The 25,247-nt window shown below is 67.0% G+C and carries 22 protein-coding genes and 1 pseudogene; 9 read left to right on the forward strand and 14 right to left on the reverse strand.

The window, feature by feature from the left end:
* Positions 1–985 (forward strand): annotated as a pseudogene (locus tag M1L61_RS22990) (VacJ family lipoprotein).
* A gap of 85 nt (positions 986–1,070) precedes the next feature.
* Here M1L61_RS22990 and M1L61_RS22995 read toward each other — a convergent pair.
* The 3 genes from M1L61_RS22995 to rmuC all read right to left on the reverse strand — a co-directional run bounded on the left by M1L61_RS22995 (position 1,071) and on the right by rmuC (position 3,769).
* On the reverse strand, positions 1,071–1,616 hold the full coding sequence (locus tag M1L61_RS22995) for a glutathione peroxidase (protein ID WP_010487473.1): 546 nt from the start codon (positions 1,614–1,616) through the stop codon (positions 1,071–1,073).
* Between the two features lie 126 nt (positions 1,617–1,742).
* Positions 1,743–2,141 (reverse strand): hypothetical protein, encoded by a 399-nt coding sequence (locus M1L61_RS23000; protein WP_191863110.1) that lies wholly within the window; start codon positions 2,139–2,141, stop codon positions 1,743–1,745.
* A gap of 71 nt (positions 2,142–2,212) precedes the next feature.
* The gene (gene rmuC, locus M1L61_RS23005; protein WP_143993791.1) at positions 2,213–3,769 is read right to left on the reverse strand and encodes a DNA recombination protein RmuC; all 1,557 of its coding nucleotides are present in this window, start codon (positions 3,767–3,769) and stop codon (positions 2,213–2,215) included.
* Between the two features lie 45 nt (positions 3,770–3,814).
* On the opposite strand from rmuC, the gene M1L61_RS23010 reads away from it, so the two are divergent.
* Positions 3,815–4,420 (forward strand): glutathione S-transferase N-terminal domain-containing protein, encoded by a 606-nt coding sequence (locus M1L61_RS23010; RefSeq protein WP_191863109.1) that lies wholly within the window; start codon positions 3,815–3,817, stop codon positions 4,418–4,420.
* Between the two features lie 161 nt (positions 4,421–4,581).
* On the opposite strand, the gene M1L61_RS23015 is transcribed toward M1L61_RS23010, so the two are convergent.
* Complete coding sequence (locus M1L61_RS23015) at positions 4,582–5,589, reverse strand: zinc-binding alcohol dehydrogenase family protein (protein ID WP_010487464.1); 1,008 nt, start codon at positions 5,587–5,589, stop codon at positions 4,582–4,584.
* A gap of 91 nt (positions 5,590–5,680) precedes the next feature.
* Between M1L61_RS23015 and M1L61_RS23020 the strand changes: the two genes are divergently transcribed.
* The 3 genes from M1L61_RS23020 to M1L61_RS23030 are packed head-to-tail and all read left to right on the forward strand — an operon-like array spanning position 5,681 to position 7,727.
* Complete coding sequence (locus M1L61_RS23020) at positions 5,681–6,652, forward strand: LysR family transcriptional regulator (protein ID WP_049412868.1); 972 nt, start codon at positions 5,681–5,683, stop codon at positions 6,650–6,652.
* A gap of 14 nt (positions 6,653–6,666) precedes the next feature.
* Positions 6,667–7,296, forward strand: a complete 630-nt coding sequence (gene leuE / locus M1L61_RS23025; RefSeq protein WP_191863108.1) for a leucine efflux protein LeuE — start codon at positions 6,667–6,669, stop codon at positions 7,294–7,296.
* The gene (locus M1L61_RS23030) at positions 7,293–7,727 is read left to right on the forward strand and encodes a hypothetical protein (RefSeq protein WP_191863107.1); all 435 of its coding nucleotides are present in this window, start codon (positions 7,293–7,295) and stop codon (positions 7,725–7,727) included. Before leuE ends, M1L61_RS23030 begins: the two co-directional genes overlap by 4 nt.
* 23 nt (positions 7,728–7,750) lie before the next feature.
* On the opposite strand, the gene M1L61_RS23035 is transcribed toward M1L61_RS23030, so the two are convergent.
* Positions 7,751–8,653, reverse strand: a complete 903-nt coding sequence (locus tag M1L61_RS23035) for a LysR family transcriptional regulator (protein WP_029380155.1) — start codon at positions 8,651–8,653, stop codon at positions 7,751–7,753.
* Between the two features lie 122 nt (positions 8,654–8,775).
* Between M1L61_RS23035 and M1L61_RS23040 the strand changes: the two genes are divergently transcribed.
* Both M1L61_RS23040 and M1L61_RS23045 read left to right on the forward strand, forming a co-directional pair.
* Complete coding sequence (locus M1L61_RS23040; protein WP_010487455.1) at positions 8,776–9,771, forward strand: aldo/keto reductase; 996 nt, start codon at positions 8,776–8,778, stop codon at positions 9,769–9,771.
* 175 nt (positions 9,772–9,946) lie between these two features.
* Entirely contained in the window at positions 9,947–11,374 is a 1,428-nt protein-coding gene (locus M1L61_RS23045) for an amino acid permease (protein ID WP_010487453.1), read from the forward strand.
* 55 nt (positions 11,375–11,429) lie between these two features.
* On the opposite strand, the gene M1L61_RS23050 is transcribed toward M1L61_RS23045, so the two are convergent.
* A complete protein-coding gene (locus M1L61_RS23050) occupies positions 11,430–12,665 on the reverse strand; it encodes a dipeptidase (protein ID WP_019336826.1) in 1,236 nt (411 codons plus the stop codon).
* 138 nt (positions 12,666–12,803) lie between these two features.
* Positions 12,804–13,973: a class I SAM-dependent rRNA methyltransferase gene (locus tag M1L61_RS23055; RefSeq protein ID WP_010487449.1), complete on the reverse strand. Its 1,170-nt coding sequence runs from the start codon at positions 13,971–13,973 to the stop codon at positions 12,804–12,806.
* A gap of 373 nt (positions 13,974–14,346) precedes the next feature.
* On the opposite strand from M1L61_RS23055, the gene M1L61_RS23060 reads away from it, so the two are divergent.
* Together M1L61_RS23060 and M1L61_RS23065 are read left to right on the forward strand one after the other, a co-directional pair.
* A complete protein-coding gene (locus M1L61_RS23060) occupies positions 14,347–15,309 on the forward strand; it encodes a TerC family protein (RefSeq protein ID WP_010487446.1) in 963 nt (320 codons plus the stop codon).
* A gap of 106 nt (positions 15,310–15,415) precedes the next feature.
* Positions 15,416–16,186, forward strand: coding sequence for a rhomboid family intramembrane serine protease (locus M1L61_RS23065; RefSeq protein WP_010487444.1), 771 nt, complete (start codon positions 15,416–15,418; stop codon positions 16,184–16,186).
* A gap of 154 nt (positions 16,187–16,340) precedes the next feature.
* Here M1L61_RS23065 and M1L61_RS23070 read toward each other — a convergent pair whose 3' ends face one another.
* The 7 genes from M1L61_RS23070 to rpmH all read right to left on the reverse strand — a co-directional run bounded on the left by M1L61_RS23070 (position 16,341) and on the right by rpmH (position 25,120).
* A complete protein-coding gene (locus tag M1L61_RS23070) occupies positions 16,341–17,447 on the reverse strand; it encodes a glycerophosphodiester phosphodiesterase (RefSeq protein WP_126560798.1) in 1,107 nt (368 codons plus the stop codon).
* A gap of 104 nt (positions 17,448–17,551) precedes the next feature.
* Positions 17,552–18,469 carry a BRCT domain-containing protein gene (locus M1L61_RS23075; RefSeq protein WP_227199920.1) on the reverse strand — a complete coding sequence of 306 codons (918 nt, stop codon included), beginning with the start codon at positions 18,467–18,469 and terminating at the stop codon, positions 17,552–17,554.
* Between the two features lie 154 nt (positions 18,470–18,623).
* Positions 18,624–19,973 (reverse strand): tRNA uridine-5-carboxymethylaminomethyl(34) synthesis GTPase MnmE, encoded by a 1,350-nt coding sequence (mnmE, locus tag M1L61_RS23080; protein WP_010487439.1) that lies wholly within the window; start codon positions 19,971–19,973, stop codon positions 18,624–18,626.
* A gap of 3 nt (positions 19,974–19,976) precedes the next feature.
* Positions 19,977–22,649 carry a polysaccharide deacetylase family protein gene (locus M1L61_RS23085; RefSeq protein WP_248854163.1) on the reverse strand — a complete coding sequence of 891 codons (2,673 nt, stop codon included), beginning with the start codon at positions 22,647–22,649 and terminating at the stop codon, positions 19,977–19,979.
* 115 nt (positions 22,650–22,764) lie between these two features.
* The gene (gene yidC, locus M1L61_RS23090) at positions 22,765–24,480 is read right to left on the reverse strand and encodes a membrane protein insertase YidC (RefSeq protein WP_043397705.1); all 1,716 of its coding nucleotides are present in this window, start codon (positions 24,478–24,480) and stop codon (positions 22,765–22,767) included.
* Positions 24,480–24,974, reverse strand: a complete 495-nt coding sequence (gene rnpA / locus M1L61_RS23095; protein ID WP_021203275.1) for a ribonuclease P protein component — start codon at positions 24,972–24,974, stop codon at positions 24,480–24,482. The genes yidC and rnpA overlap by 1 nt, the downstream gene beginning before the upstream one ends.
* 5 nt (positions 24,975–24,979) lie before the next feature.
* Positions 24,980–25,120 carry a 50S ribosomal protein L34 gene (gene rpmH / locus M1L61_RS23100; RefSeq protein WP_005411729.1) on the reverse strand — a complete coding sequence of 47 codons (141 nt, stop codon included), beginning with the start codon at positions 25,118–25,120 and terminating at the stop codon, positions 24,980–24,982.
* Between the last annotated feature and the right edge of the window lie 127 nt (positions 25,121–25,247).

Raw genomic sequence — 25,247 nt, forward strand, 5'->3', positions numbered from 1 at the left:
ATGAACGTCGTACGCACTTTCCCCCTGATCGTCCTGGCCACCGCCCTGACCGCCTGCGCCGGCAAGCCCGCACGCAGCGATGCGCCGGCGGCCAGCACCGTGGTCCCGGCCAGTACCATCGCCGAGGCCTCCGCCCCCACCGCCGATGCCGCTGCGGTCGATGCCGCACCGGCCGCAGCCGTGGTTGCCGCACCTGCGCCGGCCACGCCGCCATCGGCACCGGCCCGCAGCGGCAACCGCCCCCGGTGGTGATGACGACTTCGATGCCCTCTATGGTGGTGCCGGCAACACCGGCAGCGCGGCGGCCTACGATCCGTGGGAACCGTTCAACCGCAAGGTGCACACCTTCAACAACGCGGTTGACCGCGGCATCGCGCGCCCGCTGGCCACCGCCTACACCCACGTGGTGCCGCGCTTCGCCCGCACCGGCGTCAGCAACTTCTTCAGCAACCTGCGCGCACCGGTGACCATCACCAACCAGCTGCTGCAGGGCCGCGGCGCCGATGCGTGGGACAGCCTCGGCCGCTTCCTGATGAACAGCACGCTGGGTATCGGCGGCCTGTTCGATCCGGCCAGCAAGGCGATGGTGCCGCGTCGCAATGAGGACTTCGGCCAGACCCTGGGTGCCTGGGGCTGGCGTCGTTCGCGCTACGTGGAACTGCCGTTCTTCGGCCCGCGTACCGTGCGTGATGTGTTCGGCCTGGCCGGTGACATTCCGCTGTCGCCGATCCGCCGTATCGAAGAGGACAAGATCCGCATCGGCCTGCAGGGCCTGCAGCTGGTCGATACCCGCGCGCAGCTGCTGGCGATCGACAACCTGCGTGACACCGCCGTGGACGAGTACTCGCTGGTACGCGATGCGTGGATGCAGCGCCGCAACTACCAGATCGAGAACGATCTGCGCAGCAAGCGCGACCGTGGCCACGACGATGCCAATTCGCCGATCCCGGTCGATGCCATGCCGATGCCGAACTGGAGCAACTGATCGCTGCAGCCCGTGCATGAAAAAACCCCGCCTCGGCGGGGTTTTTCTTTTCCGGTAGGTGCCAACCCTGGTTGGAACGCTTCCCTCAGGCCGCCAGCGCGGCCTCGATGGCTTCGCGCAGGCGCGCGTCATCGGCAGCCACGTCCGGGGCGAAGCGCGCGATGACCTTGCCGTCGCGGCCAACCAGGAACTTCTCGAAGTTCCACAGCACCGCCGGTGCTGCGTGGATCGGAATCTCCTTGCTGGCCAGGCGCTCACGCAGCGGGCCTTCGCCGATCGACTGCGGCTGGGCGGCGGTCAGCTGCTGGTACAGCGGGTGGGTGTCATCACCGGCCACACTGATCTTGGAGAACATCGGGAAGCTGACGTCGTAGGTGAGCTGGCAGAACTGCTGGATCTCCGCCTCGCTGCCCGGCTCCTGGCCGAGGAAGTTGTTGGCGGGGAAGCCCAGCACTTCCAGGCCCTGCGCGTGCTTTTCCGCATACAGCGCCTGCAGGCCTTCGTACTGCGGAGTGAGGCCGCACTTGGAGGCGACGTTGACCAGCAGCAGCACCTTGCCCTGGTAGTCGGCAAGCGAGGACGGCTGGCCGTCGATGGTGGTGAGGGAAATGTCCTGGATCGGGGTGCTCACGCGGGGGCTCCGGCAACAGCGGGGAATGGCCCACCAGCATAGCGCCGCGCGCGCGGTTGTAGAGCCGAGCCCACGCTCGGCTGATGCCACAGCAGCCGAGCGTGGGCTCGGCTCTACAGGCAGGATTCAATCCACGCAGATCGTGCCCAGCGCCTTGCCCTCATCAATGCGCTGGCGGCATCCGAAGTTCTGGCGCACATCACGCTGGCAGGTCCCAGTGGCGACGCTGCCGACAGTCACCTCGCCGCCGGCCAGGCACTGGCCCATGCAGTCGCTCTTGCGGCTGCAGGCCTTGCCGGCGTCGGCGTAAGGAATCACGCACTGTTCGCGCTGCAGCCGGCCCAGCCGCTGCAGGGTGCCGCCAGCGGCCTGGCAGTCGACGTCGCGCGCTTCGCGGTACGCCTCGGCCGCTTCGGGGCTGGTGGCTGCGGCGGATGCCGCCGCCGTATCGGCAGCCGGTGGTGTGCTGCTGCAGGCGGCAAGCAGCGCGGTCAGGACTAGGTTGGTGAAGCGGCGCAGGCGCATGACGATACCTGATCGAAGCGGACAGGCCGCCAGCATACGCATCGGCGATGCAGGCGGCGTGTCAGCGTGGCTCAGGCCTCGTCGCCGTCGCCTTCACTGCCCTCGTCCTCGGTGGCCGCATCACCCTCGGCCAGATCGCCGAGCAACGACTGTGCCTGTTCGGACGCCAGCGACTCCACGCCACGCAGGCGCCGTTCGATGGTGCGGGTCTTGCGGCTGGCCTCGCCGATGCTGCGACCCACCGTGGTGATCTGCTTCTCGGCCTTTTCGAGGATGCCGGCGAACTTGCCGAACTCGCTCTTCACCGCACCCAGCAGGCTCCACACCTCGCTGGAACGCTGCTCGATGGCCAGCGTGCGGAAGCCCATCTGCAAGCTGTTGAGCAGCGCGGTGACCGTGGTCGGGCCTGCCACCACCACGCGGTGCTCGCGCTGCAGCAGGTCGACCAGGCCCGGGCGCCGGATCACTTCGGCATACAGGCCTTCGGTGGGCAGGAACATCACCGCGAAGTCGGTGGTGTGCGGCGGCGCGATGTACTTGTCGCAGATCGACTTGGCCTGCACGCGCACCGCGCGTTCAAGCTGGATGCCCTGCAGGCGCACACCCTCGGCGTCACCCTGTTCCTGCGCGTCCAGCAGGCGCTCGTAGTCCTCGCGCGGGAACTTGGAGTCGATCGGCAGCCACACCGGCGTGTCGTCGCTGCTGCGGCCCGGCAAGCGCACGGCGATGTCGACCATTTCACCGCTGTCCGGCCGCACCTTCACCGCTCGCGCGTACTGCTCCTGGGTAAGCGTCTGCTCGAGGATGTTCTCCAGCTGCACTTCACCCCAGCTGCCACGGTTCTTGACGTTGGTCAGCACGCGCTTGAGGTCGCCGACGCCGGTGGCCAGCTGCTGCATTTCGCCGAGGCCACGCTGCACCTGTTCCAGGCGCTCGGAGACCAGCTTGAAGGAATTGCCGAGCCGCGTTTCCAGCGTGGACTGCAGCTTCTCGTCCACGGTGTGGCGCATCTGCTCCAGCTTCTGCGCGTTGTCGTTCTGCAGCGCGCGCAGCTGTTCTTCCAGCGTCGTGCGCATCTCGGCGATGCGCTGCTCGTTGCGCTGGGTCAGTTCCTGCAGGCGCAGGCCAAGGCTTTCGGTCAGGCGCTGCTGCGACTGCGCGCCCTCCTCGCGGCCCTTGCGTGCATCGTCCACCAGGGTCTGGCGCAGCGCGCCGAGCTGGGTATCGGTACGCCCGGTGAGCTCCTGCAGCTGCTGGCCAAACGCATGGATGCGCGCTTCCTGCTGCTGGCCGAAGGTCTCCAGCTGGCCCCGCAGTTCCTGCAGCCGCTGTCCCATCAACGCCGCGCCCCTCTGCTGGCTCTCGGCCGCTTCGGCGCGCGCCTTGCGGGCATCTTCGCCCAGCGCTTCGCGCAGCAGGTCCAGGCGCTGGTCGGTGCGGGTGGACAGATCGGTCAGCGCGCGGGCGAAGCCATCGAGCTGTTCGCGCAGTTCGCTGCGCCCGGCGCGCGCCTCCTCCCGCACCGCCTGCTCCAGGCGGTCGTGCGGCGGGCGGCGCAGCAGGGCGACCAGCTGCAGGATGAGCACGGCCAATAGAAGACCGCCAATGAGCAGATATTCGGTTTGCATGGGACAAGTGTAGGCTGGCCGAGTCTCAGCTGCTGCGTCAGGACCATGCTCGCTCTGTACGGAAAGCCCACCTCCATCAATGTGCGCAAGGTGCTGTGGCTGTGCGCCGGTCTGGACTTGCCCCTGCACCACGAACCGGCCCCCCCGCCGGACCTGCTGGCCGCGCTGAACCCCAACCGGCAGGTGCCGGTGCTGCGCGATGGCGACTTCGTGCTGTGGGAATCCAACAGCATCTGCCGCTACCTGGCCGCACGCGCCGGTCGCGAGGATCTGCTGCCACCTGCAGCGAAGGACCGGGCCCGGGTGGAGCAGTGGATGGACTGGCAGGCCAGCGACCTCAACAGCGCCTGGCGCCACGTGTTCATGGCGCGCGTACGCCAGCATCCGGACTACCCGGACGATGCCCGCGCCGAGGCCAGCCTGGCGCAGTGGAACCGGCTGATGGGTGTGCTTGAAGCCCAGCTGGCCGCCACCGATGCCTACGTGGCGGGCAGCACCTTCACCCTTGCAGATATCGTGCTGGGGCTGTCGACCCAACGCTGGCGCAGCACGCCGGGCAGCAAGCCCGCGCTGCCCCACCTCGTCGCATGGTTCGAGCGCCTGCGAGAGCAGCCCGGTTTCGCCAAACACGTCGACAACGGCGTGGCGTGAGCCGTGGTTCCCGCAGCTGTTGGTAGGTGTCGACCCTGGTCGACACGGCTGATCCACGCCATGCGTGGATGAAGCTCCGTAGAGCCGAGCCTATGCTCGGCTGACGCCCACGCGCGAACGGCAGCCGAGCGTGGGCCCGGCTCTACAGACAGCGTCTGCTCCTACCAGCCTTCCAGCACGATCTTGCCCTTGGCGCGATGGCTCTCCAGCAGCGCATGGGCACGGCGCAGGTTGGCTGCGTCGATGCGTCCGAAATGCTCGCCCAGGGTGGTCTGCAGCACGCCCGTGTCGATCAGCTCGGCCACCCGGTTCAACAGATCGTGCTGGCGCTGCATGTCGGCGGTGCGGTACAGCGGCCGGGTGAACATCGATTCCCAGTGCAGTGACAGCGCCTTGCGCTTGAGCGCCATCACATCCACCTGGCCCGGGTCATCGATCAGGCCGAGCTGGCCCTGCGGCGCCAGCAGCTCCACGATCTGCGCGTAGTGCTGGTCGGAGTGGGTCAGGCTGGCCACGTGCTGCACCTCGCTGATGCCGAGCCGTGCCAGGCCCTCGGCCAGCGGCAGGCTGTGGTCGATCACGTGGTGCGCGCCCATCGCGTAGACCCAGTCCTGGGTATCCGGACGCGAAGCGGTGCCGATCACGGTCAGCTTGGTCAGCTTCCGCGCCAGCTGCACCAGGATCGAACCGACACCACCGGCAGCACCGATCACCAGCAGGGCCTGGCCCTCGCCACCGCCCTCGGGAATACGCAGACGGTCGAACAGCAGCTCCCAGGCGGTGATCGCGGTCAGCGGCAACGCTGCGGCGGCCGCATCGTCGAGACTGGCCGGCTTGCGGCCGACGCTGCGCTCGTCCACCAGCTGGTATTCGGCATTGCTGCCCGGCCGGTCGATCACGCCGGCGTAGTAGACCGCATCGCCAGGCTGGAACAGGGTCACCTCGCTGCCCACCGCATCGACGATGCCGACCGCATCCCAGCCCAGCACGCGCGGGCCGTCGGTGGCCACGCCGCGGCGGACCTTGGTGTCGACCGGGTTCACCGCCACGGCACGCACCGCCACCCGCAGGTCGCGCGGGCCGGGCTGCGGCAGTTCCAGTTCGATGTCGATCAGGGCCCGGGCGTCGTCGATCGGCAGGCCGGCGTGGGTGTAGGCAATGGCGCGCATGGCAGCGGTCCAGTGGGGAAGGAGTGGACAGGTTGCGCTGCGCACGGCCGCTCAGAAAGGCGCAGAATCAGGCAGCACTTTCACTCCGGCAATGAAGATGATCCGCTTCGACGACCTGCAGTTGTTCGTCCGCACGGCCGCGCTGGGCAGCTTCTCGCAGGCCGCCCGCGAAGCTGATCTGTTACCCGGCCAGGTCGCTGCTGCCGTAGCGCGGCTGGAACGCGAGCTGGACCTGCGCCTGTTCGTGCGCACCACCCGCAGCCTGCGCCTGACCGGCGAGGGCGCGCTGTACCTGCCGTATGCGCAGGAGGTGCTGGCCACCCTGCGCGAGGGCCAGGCGCGCGTGCAGGGCGAGGACACCGAGCTGCACGGCACCCTGCAGCTGTCGGCGCCCTCGGACCTCGGCCGCAACCTGCTGCTGCCCTGGCTGAGCGCCTTCCGCGCCGCGCACCCGCGGCTGCGCCTGCACCTGCGCCTGTCCGACGAAGTGGCTGATGTGTTCCGCGACCCGGTCGACGTGGCCATCCGCATCGGCCACTTCGACGACGCCAACTACGTCGCCCTGCCCCTGCTGGAAGGCAACCGGCGCGTACTCGCGGCCTCGCCCGGCTACCTGCAGCGGCGCGGTACGCCCACGCGCCTGGACGAGCTGCGTGAGCACGACTGCCTGGTCTACCAGCTCAGTGGCCGCGCCTACGATCGCTGGTCGTTCGAGGTCGACGGGCGCCGCAGCGTGATTCCGGTGCGCGGTCCGCTGGTCTGCGACGACGCCGATGTAGTGCGACGCTGGGCGGTGGCCGGCGAAGGCATCACCTACAAATCCTGGCTGGACCTGCGCGAAGACGTGCTGGCCGGGCGCCTGCAGCTGCTGCTCGACGGCGTCGGCAGCCACATTCCACTGCATCTGGTGTGCCCACACCGCAAGCAGTTCTCGCCAGCGGTGCGGCAGCTGCACGCGCAGCTGCGCCAGCACCTGCAACCTCTGCTGTCTGGCATGCCCGAAGGTCCTGCCGGCCCCCTGTCGCCAGTCCCGGCGCTGGCCGACAATGGCGGCCCCCCGTAAGAGAGAACACTGCCATGCCGTGGATGGGCATCCAGGACCTGTGGACGTTTCTGGTCGCCGTGCTGGTGTTTCTCGCCCTGCCCGGCCCCGGCACCTTCACCCTGCTGACCGCCACTGGCCGTGGCGGCGTGCGTGGCGGCTACACCGCATTGGCCGGCCTGCTGGTCGGCGACCAGATCCTGATGTGGCTGGCGCTGGCCGGCGTGGCCGCACTGCTCAAGGCCAACCCGCTGGTGTTCCACGCCGTGCAGTACCTGGGTGCGGCCTACCTGGTGTGGGTGGGGATCAGCCTGCTGCGCACGCCGAAGCACGAGGCTGATGACGCCGGCCCGATCCGCATGCAGCCGGGCCGCTACTTCCAGCAGGCGATCCTGGTCAGCCTGCTCAATCCGAAGGCGATCCTGTTCTACATGGCCTTCCTGCCGCTGTTCATCGACCCGAAGGCACACCAGGGCATCGCGACCTTCGCGGCACTGGCCGGCATCATCCTGGTGGTCAGCATCGGCTACTGCTCGATGCTGATCGGCGTGGGCAACCTGGCCCGTCGCCGGTTGATCCAGCACCCGCGCATCAGCGATGCGCTGCGCCGCGTGGCCGGCCTGTTCCTGGTGGGGTTCGGCATCCGGTTGGGGCTGAACGGATGATCCGGTGGCTGCTGCTGGTGGGGTTCACGGGTCTGCTGGCCGACACCGCAGCGGCCAGCGCGCAGGACCATCGCTGCCTCACCGGGGGCCGCAACGACGGCATCCACCTGCTGTGGCGCTGGCTGGACGATGGCAGCGCCGACGTGCAGTACGCCGGGCAGCGCGGCCGCCTGCAGGTGCAACAGGTGTCGCAGGAAACGACGGTGCTGGACGAAGACCGCCCATACCAGTTCGACAGCGTGTGGGAAGAACGCATCGGTGGCCGCCTCAATGGGCGCTACTACCTGAGCACCCAGGGCGCGCACGTCTACGGTTTCAGCTACGAGCGCGCCCGCGACGGGCGACGTACCGAGTTCAACGAGGACGTCGAGGCGTGGCACGCGGATGGCTGCCATTGGCCGGGAGGCGTAGCGGCGCGCGTGGTCGATTGAAGCATGCCAACCAAGGTTGGCATCTACCGGTGGTGCATCTCCGCGCGCAGGTGGTCGATGAACACCCGCAGCTTGGGCGCCATCTGCTCACGCGCGGGGTAGTACAGGTGGAAGCCGGGGAACGGCGGCTGCCAGTCCTGCAGCACGCTCTGCAGTCGCCCAGCGGCGATGTCGTCGGCCATCAGCGAAGCGAAGCCTTGGGCCATGCCCAGCCCCGCCAGCACAGCGTGATGGGCGACGCCGGCATCGTTGAACACCAGCCGCCCGCTCACTTCCACGTCCAGGTCGTGGCCTTCGCGGCTGAACTCCCAGGGCATCAGCCGGCCATTGGCCAGGCGGTGCACGATGCAGGCGTGGCCCTGCAGGTCATGCGGGGTCTGCGGCACGCCATGGCGTTCGAAATAGGCCGGCGTGGCCACCACCACCTGGCGCTCAGGTGGCCCGACCGGCACCGCGATCATGCCCTGTGCGAGTGATTCGCCGAGGCGGATGCCGGCGTCGAAGCCCTCGGCCACCAGATCGGTCAGCGCCGGGTCGACGCACAGTTCCACCTGCACCTGCGGGTAGCGCGCAAGGAAATCGGGCAGCCGCGGCAGGACCATGCGATCGGCGACGATGCGCGGCAGGGTCACACGCAGCCGCCCGGCAGGCACCGAGCGCGCGCTGTCCAGTTCGGCAAAGGCCTGGTCGATCTGGTCCAGGCCGCCGCGCACGCGCTGCAGGAAGCGCGCGCCGTGTTCGGTCAGGCTGACCCGCCGTGTGGTCCGCTGCAGCAGGCGCACGCCCATCCGCGCTTCCAGCGCGCGCACGCTCTGTGACAGCGCCGAGGTCGACACGCCCAGGGCATCGGCGGCGCGGGTAAAGCTGGCGTGCTCGGCCACGTGGACGAAGGCGACCACAGCGGTGAGGGGGACGGAGGCATCCATTGTGAAGCCAGTCTTCAAGGTAAGTCCGGTGGCACGCAGTTTATCCACATGATGACGTGGAGGGATGCTGTGCCCCTCGTCACTGCCCATCCAGGCGTGGCGCCTTCCCCAAGGAGATCCGCATGAAGACCCGTACTCTCGGCCGCGCCGGCCCCACCGTGTCCACCCTCGGCCTGGGCTGCATGGGCATGAGCGCCTACTACGGCGGCCGCGGCAGTGACGATGACGGCATTGCCGTCATCCGGCACGCGCTGGACCGGGGCGTGACCCTGCTCGACACCGCCGATGTGTATGGCCCGCACACCAACGAGGTGCTGGTCGGCCGCGCGATTGCCGGCCGCCGCAACCAGGTGTTCCTGGCCAGCAAGTTCGGTATCGGCCTGGACCCGACCGACCCGAAGGGGCGGCCGGTCAACGGCCACCCGGACTATGTGCAGGCCGCCTGCGAGGCCAGCCTGCGCCGCCTGGGCGTGGACCACATCGACCTGTACTATCAGCACCGCGTCGACCCGACCGTGCCGATCGAGGACACCGTAGGTGCGATGGCACGCCTGGTGGAACAGGGCAAGGTGCGCTGGCTGGGCCTGTCCGAGGCCTCGGCGGCCACCCTCCGCCGTGCCCATGCGGTCCACCCGATCACGGCGGTGCAGAGCGAGTACTCGCTGTGGTCGCGCGATCCGGAGCAGAACGGAGTGCTGGCCACCACGGCGGAACTGGGCATCGGCTTCGTGCCGTATTCGCCGCTGGGCCGTGGCTTCCTGACCGGCGCCATCCGCAGCCCGGACGACTTCGACGCCGACGATTACCGGCGCACCTCGCCCCGCTTCGAAGGCGAAAACTTCCAGCGCAACCTTGCACTGGTGGACACCGTACAGACGCTGGCCGCCGAGCGCGGCATCGCCGCCTCGCAGCTGGCGCTGGCCTGGGTGCTGTCGCGCGGCGAGCACATCGTGCCGATTCCGGGCACGACGCGGCGGGTACGGCTGGACGAGAACCTCGGTGCGCTGCAGGTGGAACTGGATGCGGCCACGCTGGACGCACTGGATGCGGCCTTCCCGCCGCATGCCGCGGCCGGTGAGCGCTATTCGGTCAGCGGCATGGCCAACATCCAGTCGTAGCAGCGGCCGGGACCAATGCACACCGGTGGCTGCCGCCGGATTGTGCCGATTCCGGCAGCCTGGCCGGGGCGCAGCGCGCGCCCCGCCCTGCATGACCCCCGTCAGTGGTAATGCTGCGCTGCGTTCGGTCACACTCGGGAACTTGTCGTTCTTAGTCACCCCTTCCGAGGCCTGCATGTCCCTGTTCCGGCGCAAGTCCCTAGATTCCGTCACCGTCCACGAAGCCGGCAGGCGCCTGATCCCCACGCTCAGCTGGCCGCACCTGATCGCGTTGGGCATCGGCGCCATCGTCGGTACCGGCATCTATACGCTGATCGGCGTGGGTGCCAACCTGGCCGGCCCGGCCGTGCTGATCTCCTTCGCCATCGCCGGTGCGGTCTGCGCCTGTGCGGCGCTGTCCTACGCCGAGCTGTCGACGATGATGCCGGCCGCCGGCAGTGCCTACACCTACAGCTACAGCGCGCTGGGCGAAGTGTTCGCCTGGGTGGTGGGCTGGAGCCTGATCCTGGAGTACTCGCTGGTGGTGAGTACGGTGGCGGTGGGCTGGTCCGGCTACTTCGTCGGCTTCCTCGAATGGGTCCATACCCAGTTCGGCTGGAACGTGCACCTGCCGGCCTGGCTGGCGGCCGGCCCGCATGTGGAAGGCGGCATGATCAATCTGCCGGCGATCATCATCACCTGGCTGGTGGCCGGCATGCTGATGGCCGGCACCAAGGAGAGCGCGACGCTCAACGCCATCCTGGTGGTGTTCAAGCTGATCGCGCTGGCCATCTTCGTGGCCGTGGCCCTGCCTGCGTTCGACAGCGCCAACCTGCAGCCGTTCATGCCCTACGGTTTCGCCAAGTCGATGGGCCCTGATGGCGTCGAGCACGGCGTGATGGCGGCAGCGGCCATCATCTTCTTCGCCTTCTACGGCTTCGATGCGATCTCCACCGCCGCCGAGGAAACCAAGAACCCGGGCCGCGACCTGTCGATCGGCATCATCGGTTCGATGATCGGCTGCACCATCGTCTACGTGCTGGTGGCGCTGGCCGCCGTGGGTGCGATGAGCTACGCGGTGTTCGGCCACAGCGCCGAGCCGCTGGCCCTGATCATGCGCCAGCTGGGCCATCCGACCGCGGCGATGGTGATCGGCGTGATTGCGATCATCGCCCTGCCGACCGTGCTGTTGGCCTTCCTGTACGGCCAGAGCCGCATCTTCTTCGTGATGAGCCGCGATGGCCTGCTGCCGCGTCGCCTGTCCAAGGTGAACGCACGTACCGGCACGCCGGTGGCGACCACGCTGTTCACTGCGGTGGTGGTGTCGGCGCTGGCCGGTGTCGCCCGCCTGGACGAGATCGCCGCACTGGCCAACGCCGGTACCCTGGCCGCGTTCACTGCGGTAGGCATCTGCCTGGTGGTGCTGCGCCTGCGCGAGCCCAACCGCGAACGCACGTTCCGTACGCCGCTGGCCTTCGTGGTCGGCCCGCTGGCCGCGCTGGGCTGCATCTACCTGTTCATCAGCCTGCCGCATACCACCCAGCTGTACTTCCTGCTGTGGAACGTGGCCGGCCTGGTGCTGTACTTCCTGTACAGCCGTCGCCATGCGTTGATCGCGAAATAAGGGCGCCGCCGGGCATGGCCCGGCGCCCCTCTGTAGAGTCGAGCACCACTCGACTCTACGGAGCAGCGGCGTACTCCTGCGCCTGGCGCATCACCCGCAGCAGGTTGCCGCCCCAGATGCCGGCAATCTGCTTCTCGGTATAGCCCTTGCGCAGCAGCCACGCGGTGATCTTCGGCAGCTGGCTGACATCGGGCAGGTCACTCAGGCCACCGCCGCCATCCCAGTCCAGGCCAATGCCCACGTGCTCGGGGCCGACCACCTTGAGGATGTGCTCGAAGTGGGCGAAGAAATCGTCCAGGCTGGCATGGCGCACTGGATGCTCGTGGTCCAGCGCCTGCTCGGCCTTCAGCAGGGCAACGCCCTGTTCGATGCCCATGCCTTCCCAGCCACCCAGCTGTTTGCTCAGCGCTTCCTCGGCCTGCTTGCGCTCGGGCGTCTTTGCGGTGTCGATCAGGTAACCGCCATAGGCATTCACCTGGATCACGCCGCCGGCCTTGGCCAGCTTGCGCAGGCGCGCGTCGTCGAGATTGCGCGGGTGGTCGTAGACCGCCTTGGCCGAGCTGTGCGACAGCACGAACGGTACCGGCATCATTGCCAGCAGGTCATCGAACACCGCGTCCGACGCATGTGACTGGTCGATCACGATGCCCAGCTTCACCGCCTGCCGCACCAGCTCCTTGCCGGCCGGGCTAAGTCCTTTCCATTCCGCGCCCTTGGGGTCGGTGGCCGAATCGGCGAACTCGTTGTTGGCGAAATGCACGGTGCTGAGCAGGCGCAGGCCGGCGCGGTGGTAGAACGAGAGCAGGCTGGAATCGGCAACCAGCGGGCTGGCATTTTCCATGCTGATGTAGACCACGCGCTTGCCGGCAGCCTTGATCCGCGCCGCGTCATCGGCGGTCAATGCCAGCGCGAAACGCTCGGGATTGGCGGCCAGCATTTCGCGGATCTCCAGCAGCCGCTGCAGGCCGTGGTCACGCTCGGCCAGATGGGCGGCGGCGGTGCGGTCGCCCTGGTCGGTGTAGATCGCCCAGAAACCGCCGTCCAGCGCGCCTTCGACCATGCGCGGGTAGTCCACCTGCGAGAGCGCGTTGCGGTCGTGGCGCTGCTCGATGTCGAAGCCGCTGCGGCCGAAATTGGCCGGCGTATCCAGATGGCTGTCGAGGGTGACCAGGCGCTGCTGCAGGGCCTTGGCGCGGGCCAGTTCCTGTGCGCTGAACTCGATGGCATGAGCCGACAGCGGCGCGCAGAGCGCCAGGGCAAGCACGACGGACAGGTGGCGCAACGATGGCATGGGCTCTCACCGGCAATGGGAAGAGCCCGACCATAGCGCTGCGGCCGCGCATTGGGTAGCGCCGGGCCACGCCCGGCGGATCTTGAGGCTGTCAGGCAGATCAGCCGAGCATGGGCTCGGCTCTACAGCGTCCCGCGGTCAATCCACCACGCGGCAGAACACAGCCTTCAGGTAACGCGATTCCTGCACGTGGGCCATGAACGGATGGTCCGGACCCGCACCAGCGACCTTCAGGATCTGGATCGTGCGGCCAGAGAAGTAGGCCGCGCGGCGCAGCATGTCGAGGAACTGGTCCTCGGCCACCAGGCCGGTGCACGAGAACGTGGCGAACAGGCCGCCCGGCTTCACCACGCCCAGCGCCAGCTTGTTCATGTCCAGGTACTTCTTCAGCGCGGTGATGACCTGGTCGCGGTCGCGGGTCATCTTCGCCGGGTCCAGGATCACCACGTCGTACTGCTCGCCGCGGTTGGCGGCATCGCGCAGCCACGGGAAGATGTCGGACTGGACGAACTTCGGGCGCACGTTGTTCAGGCGCGAATTGCCCTTGGCGATCTGGATGACGTCTTCATCGATGTCGATGCCGACCACTTCCGAAGCGCCACGCGCCGCCGCATACACGGCGAAACCGCCGGTGTTGCAGCACAGGTCCAGCACGCTCTTGCCTTCCACCTGCTGGCTCAGCCATTCGCGGTTCTCGCGCTGGTCGGCAAAGAAACCGGTCTTGTGCGCACCGGCCGGATCGGCGCGGAACTTGATGCCGTACTCGGTGATCACCGACGCTTCGGTGGTGGTGTTGCCGTGGAAGTCGAAACTTTCCTGCTTCTGCACGTGCTCGTCGGCGAAGCTGTGGAAGCGGCAACCCGGGAACTGCTCGCGCAGGGCGTCGTAGATCCACTCGCGATGGCGGAACATGCCGGCGGCGAAGAACTCGACCACCACCAGATCGCCATAGCGATCGACCACCAGGCCGGACAGGCCGTCGCCTTCGCTGTGCACCACGCGCCAGGCATCGGAGACCGCATCGAGCTTGAGCACCTCACGGCGCAGCGACACCGCCTGGGCGATCTTGCGCGAGAACCAGCCGGCATCGACCGGCACGTTCTGATCGGTTTCGAGGATGCGCACGGCGATGCGCGAGTGCCCGTTGTAGAACCCGCGGCCAATGAACTCACCATCGATGCCGACCACGTCGACGATGGAACCGGGCTTGGGCCGGACGGTCGGCTTCTCGACCAGTTTCTGGAAGATCCACGGGTGGCTGGAACGCCACGCATTCTTGAGGCGGACAATCGGAAGGGGGGTATTCATCCACCTATTGTAAACCGGGCGCCGGGGTCAGATTCCCGTAGGGGCTCTGCCCCCGGCCGGTATGCCAACCAAGGTTGGCATCTACCAGAGCGGGGGTGCGGAGCCCGGTTGGGGACTCGACCCCAGTGCAGGGGCATTTGACGGCGGCCCGGCCAGGCCGCAGAATCGGCGTCAGAAGGGGAGTAGCTCCCAGACGTTGTCGCCGTCATTTCGAGCCCGCAGGCTCCGGTGCAACGGCAGTTCCAGCCGACTGGAACTGCGAGCGAGACCTTCGCCGTACTGGCGAAGCTCTGTCCCTGGATCCCCCTCCCGATCCTCCGTTGCAGATCCTCGCCGTCCGGCCTGGCATTCATCTTTCCAACGGACATTCCCAATGCAGACGATCGGTAACGTGTGGTTGTGGGGCGGCTTCGCAGCGGTGGTGGTCATCGCCCTGCTGGTCGACCTCGTGTTGATGCGCCATGGTGGACCGCACAAGGTCACCTTCAAGGAGGCCCTGTGGTGGTCCATCGGCTGGGTTGCGCTGGCCCTGCTGTTCAATGCGGGCCTCTGGTACTACCTGAATGAGACTGCCGGCCAGGTAGTGGCCAACAAGGTCGGCCTCGAGTTCCTGACCGGCTACCTGGTCGAAAAGGCGCTGGCGGTCGACAACATCTTTGTCTTCCTGATGATCATGAGCTACTTCGCGGTGCCGGAGGAACAGCGCCAGAAGGTGCTGATCATCGGCATCCTGGGCGCGATCGTGCTGCGTACGATCATGATCTTCGCCGGCAGCGTGCTGATCAGCCAGTTCCATTGGCTGCTCTACGTGTTCGGTGCCTTTCTGCTGTTCACCGGCTGGAAGATGTGGTTCGCCGCCGGCCAGGAGCCGGACCTGGAGACCAACCCGGCCCTGCGCTGGATGCGTAAGCACCTGCGCCTGCTGCCGGACTACGCGGGCAACGCGCTGAGCGTGAAGCGTGATGGCGTGCGCTGGTTCACCCCGCTGTTCGCGGTGCTGATCCTGATCGCGGTCACCGACGTGATCTTCGCGGTGGACAGCATCCCGGCGATCTTCGCGATCACCACCGACCCGTTCATCGTGCTCACCTCCAACGTGTTCGCGGTGCTGGGCCTGCGTGCGATGTTCTTCCTGCTGGCCGGCATGGCCGACCGCTTCCACCTGCTGCCGTATGGCCTGGCACTGGTGCTGGGCTTCATCGGCATCAAGATGATGATCATCGACCTGTTCAAGATCCCGACCCCGGTGTCGCTGGGCGTGGTCGCGGTGATCATCGCCGCCACCGTGGTGCTGAGCCTGAAGTACCCGCCGAAGGAAGGCGAAGGCCAGGCCTGAGCCTGAGCCGCTGGATGACGCGGCCGGTGGGATTGTCCCGCCGGCCGTTTCCACTCTCCCGCTGCGGTGGCCTTGGTTTCACGCCAACCACCGCCATTGCTGAGGTATGAACAACAACGCGCCCCTGCCCGCTGGCGACGTGCCGGCCCCCCGCAATGACCGCTCGCGCATCCTGCGGGCGTTCAATGCCAGCCTGGCCGCCGTGCTGGTGCTGGTGGCCGTGTTCGCGCTGCAGGGCACGTTCGACTGGCGACCGTGGGCGGTCGCGCCGCTGGAAGCCAAGGGCCTGCTTGGCCTGATCGGCGGCCCGATGCTGCATGCCTCGGTCGAGCACATCGTCGCCAACAGCATTGCGATCCTGATCCTCGGCACGCTGGCCGGCAGCGTCTACCCGAAAGCCACCGTTCGCGCGCTGCCCCTGCTGTGGCTGGGCTCGGGCATCGGCGCGTGGATGCTTGGCAATCCGGGCAGCGTGCACCTGGGCGCCAGTGGCGTGACCCATGGCCTGATGTTCCTGCTGGCCAGCCTGGGCCTGCTGCGCCGCGATCGCGCGGCGATTGCCACCGGCCTGATCGGCATGCTGTTCTACGGCGGCATGCTGATGACCATCCTGCCGCACGCCGACGGCGTGTCCTGGCAGTCGCACATGGGCGGCGCCTTCGCCGGCATCATCGCCGCGCTGCTGTTCCGCAATGCCGACCCGCTACCGCCGCGCCCGCGCTACAGCTGGGAAGACGAGGAAGAAGACATCGAACCGCTGCCCGACGACGAGCTGGAGCCGCCGTCACCGCAGCGCGTGCCGGTGCTGTGGCAGCCGCGCGAAGGCCAGGACTACGTGGTGATCCCGTTCCGCCGGCCGGACGAGCCGCGCAGCTAGGTGACGGTAGTGCCGGCCGCTGGCCGGCAACCTCATGACCCAGTAGTGGCCGACCTTGGTCGGCGCGGTTGTTGTGTGCCAACCAAGGTTGGCACCTACCGGAGCACACCGGCACCCCGGGTAGCGCCGGCCCATGCCCGGCCGCGTTGATCGCTCAGTTCCCTGCCGCGCCCGTGCCATCCACCGCCTGCCTGCCCAGTGCCGGGTCGTCGGTGAAGAAGGCATCGATGCCGGTGGCCAGGTAGGCACGCATTTCGGCGATCGATCCCTCTGCATTGCGCGCGTTGTCGGCCCCCTTGCGCAGGTTGCTGGCCTGGAAGTGGTTCTCCGGGCGGAAGGTGTACGGAATCACCATCAGGCCCACCGCATGCGCATCGCGCACCAGCGTGGTCGGCGTGCCCAGTGCGCCCTTGTCATCCAGCGGAATGATCGAGCGCAGCTCCGGGCCGATGCTGTCGGCGTAGCTGGCGATATCCTTCAGTCCGGCCGGCGTCATCATCTGCGCGTAGGTCAGCGTGCCACCGGCCTTGGCGATGTCGGTCGGCTGGGTGTCGCCCTTCCACAGCAGCTGCAGCAGGCGGATGTTGCTGCCACGCGGGATCTTGCCGCGCAGGTAACGCAGGTTGGCGGTCTCGAACGACTGGATGGTGACCGGGCCGACGTTGGTATAGGCGTTGCCGCGCAGCGCGGCCAGCAGCTTGTCTTCCATCGGCAGGCCGATCGACTGGAAGTAGGTCGGGTGCTTGATCTCCGGCACCAGGCCGATGCCGCGGTTGGCGCGGCCGGCCTGCTGGACCAGGAAGGCCAGGATCTCGTCCAGGCTGGCGATGCGGAACTGGCCGTCGTAGGCCGTGCTGCGCAGCTCCGGCAGGCGCTCGCGCGCGTACAGGGTCTTCAGCTCGGCCAGAGTGAAGTCTTCGGTGAACCAGCCGTCGACCTTCTGCCCGTCGATGACCTTGCTGGTGCGGCGGCTGGCGAACTCCGGATGCGAGGCGACGTCGGTGGTGCCACCGATCTCGTTCTCGTGGCGGGCCACCATCACCCCGTCCTTGGTCATCACCAGGTCCGGTTCGATGTAGTCGGCGCCATCGGCGATCGCCTGGGCGTAGGCCGCCAGGGTGTGCTCCGGCAACAGCGCGCTTGCGCCGCGATGGCCGTAGACCGACACCTTGTGCGCGGCCGGGGTGGAGGATTCAGCACTCATGGCCACCGATGGTGCCACGGCCAGCGACAACAGCAACGCACAACCCCACGACTTCACTGCGACTTCCCCAAGCGGTATGTGATGGGCGTCAGTATGCGGCGGCAATGTGACAGGTGGGGGACCTGGGATCGGATCCCCGCAGGGGCTCCGATCCCGCGTCTTCAATCGACCAAGGCGTCATGGAAATCGCGTTCGTGAACGATCATGATCCGCAGTCCTTCCTTGCGCAGTTCCACTGCGCGTTCCACCTTGCGGCCGTAGCAGGCGTAGCTCCAGCAAGGGTTTCCCTCAGCGCCAATCACCAAGTAGTCAACCTTTTTCGAAGGTGCACTGTGCACCCGCCCTCCTCGCGCCGTTACCAGCGCCTGGATATCGGCACGCGACCCTCGGGACGATGCACCCGTAAAGCAGAATCCCCTCTCCTCGAAATGGATCTCGGGAGCCACCGCACAAAGCCCGACCAGACTACCGGCGATCTGCAACGACGGATCGGTCAAGGTGCGGTCATCGCCGAGGACGACGAACTCGCTGAAGAACTGGCGAAGCAGATCTTGTTCCTGCGCATCCACCACACCATCAGCCAGTACCTTGGCTACGAGGTGTCCGATTTCGTCGTACGGCCAGCATCCCTGTAGATGGGAATGCTCATCCATCCAGTCCGAAAGACCACGCAGCTCGGCCTCTGAAATCTGGCCATCAGCGATTATTCCGCCCAGTACGGCATGAAGTCGCTGGAGATCTGCTGTGGTGGCATTGACCCGATCACTTGAGCACATCCGGTCGATCAACCATCGCAGATCCTCCGCCGCATCTTCATCCATGCGACCTTCGCCAAGTGAGCGCTCGAGCACAGGCATCAGTTCAGTGAACGGATGCTGCTGGCGCTGATGCAAATGATCCTGGATCCAGTGCGCCAAGAAGCGACGCTCATCGGCGTTGATCTCTCTGTCAATGGAGATCCCTTCGATGATGCCCGCCAGTGAGTTCAACGCACGAGTGAGCTGCGCCGGGCTTGTGAAGTGAACGTAGGAAACATGGTCCGGATGCATCCGCAATTCCTTTGCCTGAATTTCCTGCACGCTAGCTCGGTCGGCGCCGGTACTCAAGACGTACCGGACAAGACTCCGGAGTATTGGAGCTGATCACGTCATTTCACGGGGTCAGAGGCCCTTCGCGGATCTGACCCCGAGTTGCTGAGACCTAAAGCAGCCGAGCATGGGCTCGGCTCTACAGTTACTTCCCGATGCAGAAACTGGAGAAGATCCTTCCCAGCAGGTCATCGGCACTCATCTGCCCGGTGATCTCGCCCAGCGCGTCATGCGCCAGCCGTAGTTCCTCAGCAGCCAGTTCCAGGTGCTCATGCGCCAGCTCGCCATCGGCGCGCTGCGCGTGTTCCTGCGCACGCTCGATTGCATCCACATGCCGCGTGCGCGCCGAGAACTCGCCATCCACCTGCTCCCCTGCCCCGGCCGATGCGATCGAACGCAGGCGCGCGTGCAGATCCTCCAGGCCGGCACCGGTCGCAGCGGAGACGAACACGCGGTCCGGATCGTCCAGCGCCGGCAGCACATCGAGCAGATCCGATTTGTTGTGGATGTAGACCTTGTGCGGCACCGCTGCCACGGCCTCGCCCAGCGCGGCTTCACCCGCCGCCGGATCGCGCGCATCCAGCACGATCAGGGCCAGGTCGGTGCGCTCGATCTCCACATGGGCGCGGCGCATGCCTTCGCGTTCGATGGCGTCACCGCCGTCGCGCAGGCCGGCGGTGTCGACCAGGGTCAGTTCCAGGCCATCCAGGCGGATGGTCTCGCGCAGGGTGTCGCGGGTGGTGCCGGCGATGTCGGTAACGATGGCGCGTTCGCTGCCGGCCAGTGCGTTCAGCAGTGAGCTCTTGCCGGCATTCGGCGGACCGATCAGCACGGCATGCAGGCCATCGCGCAGGCGGCGGCCACGTTCGGCGTCGCGGCGCAGCAGGGCCAGGTCGCTGCGCGCCTGTTCCAGGCCACGCCGCACCTGCGCGCCGCCGAGGGTATCCAGCGGTTCGTCGGCGAAGTCGATGGCCGCTTCCACATGGATGCGCAGCAGCACCAGCTGCTCGACCACGGCGTCGATGCGGCGCGAGAACACGCCGTCCAGCGAGCGACGTGCCGCGCGCGCCGCGCGGTTGTCGCCGGCCGCGATCAGGTCGGCGATGGCTTCGGCCTGGGCCAGGTCGAGCTTGCCGTTGAGGAACGCGCGCTCGCTGAACTCGCCCGGCCGCGCCTGGCGCGCACCGAGCGCGATGCAGCGCGCGACCAGTTGCTGCAGCAGGACCGGACTGCCGTGGCCCTGCAGTTCCACCACCTCTTCGCCGGTGAAGCTGTTCGGTGCCGGGAACCACAGCACGATGCCATCGTCGATGACCTCGCCATCGGCGTCGCGCAGGCGTGCGTAGTGCGCATGGCGCGGGCGCAGTGCAGGCGCACCCAACGCGTTGGCGATGGCCGCTGCGCGCGGACCGGACAGGCGCAGCAGGCCGACACCGCCCGCGCCGGGGGCACTGGCGATGGCCACGATGGTATCGGCGCGGATTGCATCATTCATGGCTCAGAGTTTCTCCAGCTGCGCCCGTGCCTGCGCGGCACCACTGCCCTGCGGCTGCAGCGCCAGGTAGGTGGTGTAGGCCTGCTTCGCCTTCGCCTTGTCGCCTGCGTTGAAGTAGGCATCGCCCAGGTTGAGATAGGCCACGGCGCGCGAGGGGTCGATCTTCAGTGTGTTCTCCAGCCAGCGCGCCGCTTCGGCATAGCGCTGCTGGCGGTAGTAGACGAAGCCGAGGTTGTTGGCGGCCTGGGCGAAGTCCGGACGCAGCTTCAGTGCCTCGGTGAACTGGGCTACCGCTTCGTCGTACTGCTTCTCGCGGTACAGCTGCAGGCCGCGGTCATTGGCCTGCTGCGCGCGCTGGCGGTCGGAGGCCGGGCCGGCGGTGGGCACCACCAGCTTGGCCTTGCCGCCCTGCAGGTCGGCCACCGTCACCGGCGCCTGGCTGCCCTTGGCTTCGCTGGCGGCTTCAACCTTGTTGTTCAGTGCGATTGCATCGGCGGTCAGCTGGCGCGTATCGGCGTTGAGGAATTCCTGGCTGTCGGGCACCTGGAACACGAACTCACCACCCTGCGAACCCGGCAGGCTGCCGAAGGCCGGGGTCTGGTGCGAAACGGCTGAGACGGCCGGCGCCACGTAGGCGGCCAGTTCGGTACCGGTGATCAGGCCATCGCCGTTGAGATCGCCCTTGCCAGCCAGCGCCTGCAACAGCACCCAGGTGAACACCGAGTGGCCGTTCGGGCCGGCATCGGCCACCTGCTGGTCGGCGCCGCCGGCGGTCAGCATCTGCCGTGCGCTGCGACGAGCGTTCTCGCGCAGGAACGACGACGAAGAAGGGCCACCACGGGTCAGGCCCAGGCCGCTGTAGCAGGCATCCATCACGAACATCACGTGCTTGGCCTGCATGCTCTCGGCAATGTTCTGGATGTCGGTCATTGCGATGGCGTCGGTGGCGAACTCCTTCGGGTCCGAATCGACCGGAATGATGTAGCCCAGGTCACGCCCGGAGGCGAGCTGGCGGGTGGCGCCGTGGCCGGCAAAGAACACGAACACGCGGTCGTTCTTTCCGGTGCGGTCATCGGCCAGGCGGTCGTGGAAGGCGGCCAGGATGTTGTTGCGCGTGGCCTGCTCGTTCTTCAGTACGATCACCTGCGAAGACGGGAAGCCGAACTGCCCGGTCAGGGTATCGGCCACCGCCTGCGCATCGTGGCTGGCGTATTCCAGCTTTGGCCACTTGGCGTAGTTGTCGATGCCGACCACGATCGCCCACGACTTCTCGTAGCCGGTGGTGACGGTGGCGGGGCTGGTGTCACCCTTGCGCGCGCGGGCGACGGTGAAGTCGCGGCCATTCCACCCGGCGAACTGGTAGCCATCAGCGATCAGCCGGTCGAGGATCTGCGGCAACGCCTTCACCGCACGGTCGTGGATGTCATGGAACAGGATGATGCCGCGCTGTTCCTTGTTCACCTGGTCGAGCACGCGCTGCACGATCGATTCCGGCACTGGGTCGGCCCAGTCCATCGAATCGATGTTCCACATGATCGACTTCAACCCGGCTTCGTTGAGCAGCTGCAGGCCTTCGGCATTACGCGCGCCATAGGGGAAGCGGAACAGCGGCGCGCGCTTGCTGTCGACATCCTTCAGCAGCGTGTCGGTGTCCAGCACCTGCTGGCGCAGCGCATCGCCGGTGGTACGCGACAGCTGCGCATGGGTCAGGCTGTGGTTGCCGACGGCGTAGCCCTCTTCCATCAGGTTGCGGCTGATCTTCGCCATCGGCCCGAGGCTGACCTTGCCGTCGGTCTCGACCTTGCCGAGGTTGCGGCCGACCTCGAAGAACACGGCCGGTACGTCGTAGCGCTTGAGGATGGCCACCACTTCATCGGTATAGGCTTTGTGCGGGCCATCGTCGAAGGTCAGCACCACCGTCTTCGGCGGCAGGTCGCGGCCGAAGATCTCGCGGTCGCTGTCCTTCATCGACATCGGGTACGGCTCGATCACCCCGTAGTCGCGCAGGATCGCTTCGCGGCTGTAGTCCTTGTGCAGGTGCGCGATGTAGTCGTCCCACTTCTCGCGCTTCAGCTCGATGGCACGGGTGCGCTCGAAGCGGCTGAAGATGCGGGTCAGTTCCTGGTTGTAGTTGCGCTCGATCTCGTCCAGCGCCTCCAGGTCTTCGCCGATGCGCTGGTGCAGCTTCACTGCCGGCAGCGACGAATCGGCGCCGACGCGCTCATGCAGATCGCGCAGCACTTCTCGGAAGGCCAAGCGGTCGGCGTCGAACAGCTCCGGCGCCGATTCGATGTAGTCCAGCACGGTGCCGAGGGTGGCGAAGCGCTGCGGGCCGCTACCACGCAGCAGCGTGTCGAACTGCGCGGCAATGGCGCTGCGCTGTTCCAGGCCGTCGTGGAACAGCTGCTGGCCGATGCGGGTGGAGGTGCTGCGATCGGCCGCGGACTGCTGTTCCTCATCGGCCAGCAGCACGACGATCCGGCGATAGCCATCGAGCTGCTTCTGCAGCGCGGCCAGCAACGGCGCCGCGGCCGGATCGGCGGCGGCCGCGGCCTGCGCGCTGGGCTGGGTGACGGTGGTCGCCGGCGCCTTCGCATCCTTGTCACCACAACCGGCAACGACCAGGGTCAACAACAGCGAGGGCAGGAACAGGCGGAACGACGACGCACGCGGCATGGCGGACTCGATGGATGCAGGATCGGTGTGCCGGCGATTCTAACGCCGGATGCGAAAAGCCCGCCTTGCGGCGGGCTTCTGCTGGGGTCAGCCGGCCAGCGGCCGGCTCTACCGATTACTTCTTTTTGACCGGGGCCGGAGCGGTGGTGGCCGGGACCGGCTCGCCGCCATGGCGCTTGGTCATCCACCACTGCTGCAGCAGGCCCAGGCCGCCGTTGACTACCCAGTACAGGACCAGGCCGGACGGCATGAAGGCCATCATGACGCCGAACACCAGCGGCATGAACTGCATCATCTTCTGCTGCATCGGGTCCATGCCCGGTGCCGGGGTCAGCTTCTGGGTGAACCACATCACCGCCACGTTGATCACCGGCAGGATGAAGTACGGGTCGCGTGCGGTCAGGTCCTGGATCCAGCCGAACCAAGGCGCCTGGCGCAGTTCGACCGATTCCACCAGCACCCAGTACAGGGCGAAGAAGATCGGCATCTGGATGAGGATCGGCAGGCAGCCGCCCATCGGATTGATCTTTTCCTTCTTGTACAGCTCCATCATCGCGGTCTGGAACTTCTGGCGATCATCGCCATAGCGTTCCTTCAGCTGCGCGATGCGCGGCTGGAAGCGACGCATCTTCGCACCGCTCTTGTACTGGGTCGCCGACAGCGGGTAGAGCACCAGCTTCAGCAGCACCACCAGGCCGACGATCGCCCAGCCCCAGTTGCCAACCAGCTTGTGCACCTGGTTCAACACCCAGAACAGGCCCTGGCCGATCACCGCCATCATCGAGAAGCGGCTGTAGTCGACCACGCGGTCCAGGCCCGGCACATCTTCCTTGGCGATCAGGTTGACCAGCTTCGGGCCGACCCACAGGCGGGCTTCGGTGCTGGTGGACTGGCCCGGCGCCACGGTGAAGGCCGGGCCACGCGCTTCGATCAGGTCACGACCGGCCACCTGCGACAGCACGTAGTGTGCGGTCTGGTCCTTCTGCGGGATCCAGGCAGTGAAGAAGTGGTGCTGCAGCATCGCCAGCCAACCGCCGGTGATGTTCTGGTTCAGCGTGCCGTCTTCCAGGTAGTCCTTGAACGCACGACGCTGGTACTTCTTGTCGTTGTCGTACCAGGTGGCACCGTTGAAGCTGAAGGAATCCGGGTTGGTCATGCTCCGCGACAGGATGGTCGGGGTGCGGTCCAGGGTGCGGTAGACGTAGCCGTTCCAGGGAGCGGCACCAGTGTTGCTGACTTCGTCCTTGAAGCGCACGGCGTACTCGTTGCGCGAGACGGTCAGGGTGCGCTTGATGGTCACGCCGTTGTCGGCGGTCCACACAAACGGGATCTGCAGCTCGTTCTGGCCCTTGGCCAGCACGAAGTCCTTGGTGTCACCCACCAGCTTGAAGCCGTCAGCGCCGGGGACCGGGGTGTTCTTGTCTTCGCTGGCCCAGCCACTGATCGCGCTGTACGGATGCGCGGGGTCTTCGGTCAGCAGGCGGACCGGCGGGCTGCCTTCGTCCTTGGTCTGCGGGAACTGCAGCAGCTCGGCGTCGAGCACGCGGCCGCCATCGAGCACCAGGCGCAGGACGTCGGTGGTGACGGTCACGCGCTGGCTGGCGGGGGTGGCGCTGGCCTGCGCCTGCACGGCGGCCTGGCCGGGCGCACCCGGAACCTGGGCGCTGGGGATGGCGCCCGGGGTTGCGCCCGGAACGCTCTGTGCAGCGGCCGGGGCCGACGTGGTCGTCGGTGCCGGGGTCGGAGCAGCCTTTTCACGGCTCCACTCCATCCACAGCAGCACGGCCACCATCAGCCAGGCAAAAATGAGGAATACGCGGGTCTGGTTCATCAGCGGACAGGCTCGGCGGGGCCGGGACGCGATGCCGGCTCGGTCAAAGAAGGAGTTGCGATGCCATCAGGCGGCGGCATTGTGCCGTCCACGCCCGGCGTGGGCAATGCACGCAGGCGACGCAGCAGGCGCAGGAAGGCCTGGCGGATCTCGTCGTTGCTGGCGGAACGCGCAGCACTACGAGCCACGACGACAAAGTCGCCTGGCTGGATGTCGGTACGTGTCTGACGCAGGATGTCGCGCAGGACGCGCTTGATCCGGTTACGCCCGACGGCGTTCGGATCAACCTTGCGGGAAACCGCCAGACCCAGCCTGGCCGGCCGGTCAGCCGGCAGCCAGTGCAGGGTCATCAGCGGATCGGACACACGGCGGGCGCCGTTGAAGACCGTTGAGTATTCGGCACGCGTGCGAACCCGCGCAGAGCGAGGGAATCGCTTGCGCGGGTCTGCAGTATTCACTGTCGAAGGGATTGCGTCTGCCGCGATGTGCGGCATGGCAATCAGGCGCTCAGGACTTTGCGGCCCTTGGCGCGGCGACGCGACAGGATCTTGCGGCCGTCAGCGGTCTTCATACGGGCACGGAAGCCGTGGTCGCGCTTACGCTTGAGGTTGCTGGGCTGGTAGGTGCGCTTCGTGGCCATTGGGGGCCTCTCGTATGAATGGGACGGAAAGAACCGGAAATTCTAGAGAGGTACCCCGCCCCAAGTCAACCCCTGGCAGCTACGCGAATTCACTGGGCTGTGCAATAGCTGTGGATGTTTTTGTGAA

Origin of the sequence: Stenotrophomonas sp. NY11291 (assembly GCF_023277365.1) — a bacterium.
In the GTDB taxonomy this organism is placed as follows: domain Bacteria; phylum Pseudomonadota; class Gammaproteobacteria; order Xanthomonadales; family Xanthomonadaceae; genus Stenotrophomonas; species Stenotrophomonas geniculata.

Coding starts and splice junctions, on each gene's coding strand:
- M1L61_RS23000 (WP_191863110.1), bottom strand. CDS start 2,141: ATGCGCCTGCGCCGCTTCACCAACCTAGTCCTGACCGCGCTGCTTGCC.
- rmuC (WP_143993791.1), bottom strand. CDS start 3,769: ATGCAAACCGAATATCTGCTCATTGGCGGTCTTCTATTGGCCGTGCTC.
- M1L61_RS23010 (WP_191863109.1), top strand. CDS start 3,815: ATGCTCGCTCTGTACGGAAAGCCCACCTCCATCAATGTGCGCAAGGTG.
- M1L61_RS23015 (WP_010487464.1), bottom strand. CDS start 5,589: ATGCGCGCCATTGCCTACACCCACGCCGGCCTGCCGATCGACGACGCC.
- M1L61_RS23020 (WP_049412868.1), top strand. CDS start 5,681: ATGAAGATGATCCGCTTCGACGACCTGCAGTTGTTCGTCCGCACGGCC.
- leuE (WP_191863108.1), top strand. CDS start 6,667: ATGCCGTGGATGGGCATCCAGGACCTGTGGACGTTTCTGGTCGCCGTG.
- M1L61_RS23030 (WP_191863107.1), top strand. CDS start 7,293: ATGATCCGGTGGCTGCTGCTGGTGGGGTTCACGGGTCTGCTGGCCGAC.
- M1L61_RS23035 (WP_029380155.1), bottom strand. CDS start 8,653: ATGGATGCCTCCGTCCCCCTCACCGCTGTGGTCGCCTTCGTCCACGTG.
- M1L61_RS23040 (WP_010487455.1), top strand. CDS start 8,776: ATGAAGACCCGTACTCTCGGCCGCGCCGGCCCCACCGTGTCCACCCTC.
- M1L61_RS23045 (WP_010487453.1), top strand. CDS start 9,947: ATGTCCCTGTTCCGGCGCAAGTCCCTAGATTCCGTCACCGTCCACGAA.
- M1L61_RS23050 (WP_019336826.1), bottom strand. CDS start 12,665: ATGCCATCGTTGCGCCACCTGTCCGTCGTGCTTGCCCTGGCGCTCTGC.
- M1L61_RS23055 (WP_010487449.1), bottom strand. CDS start 13,973: ATGAATACCCCCCTTCCGATTGTCCGCCTCAAGAATGCGTGGCGTTCC.
- M1L61_RS23060 (WP_010487446.1), top strand. CDS start 14,347: ATGCAGACGATCGGTAACGTGTGGTTGTGGGGCGGCTTCGCAGCGGTG.
- M1L61_RS23065 (WP_010487444.1), top strand. CDS start 15,416: ATGAACAACAACGCGCCCCTGCCCGCTGGCGACGTGCCGGCCCCCCGC.
- mnmE (WP_010487439.1), bottom strand. CDS start 19,973: ATGAATGATGCAATCCGCGCCGATACCATCGTGGCCATCGCCAGTGCC.
- M1L61_RS23085 (WP_248854163.1), bottom strand. CDS start 22,649: ATGCCGCGTGCGTCGTCGTTCCGCCTGTTCCTGCCCTCGCTGTTGTTG.
- yidC (WP_043397705.1), bottom strand. CDS start 24,480: ATGAACCAGACCCGCGTATTCCTCATTTTTGCCTGGCTGATGGTGGCC.
- rnpA (WP_021203275.1), bottom strand. CDS start 24,974: ATGCCGCACATCGCGGCAGACGCAATCCCTTCGACAGTGAATACTGCA.
- rpmH (WP_005411729.1), bottom strand. CDS start 25,120: ATGGCCACGAAGCGCACCTACCAGCCCAGCAACCTCAAGCGTAAGCGC.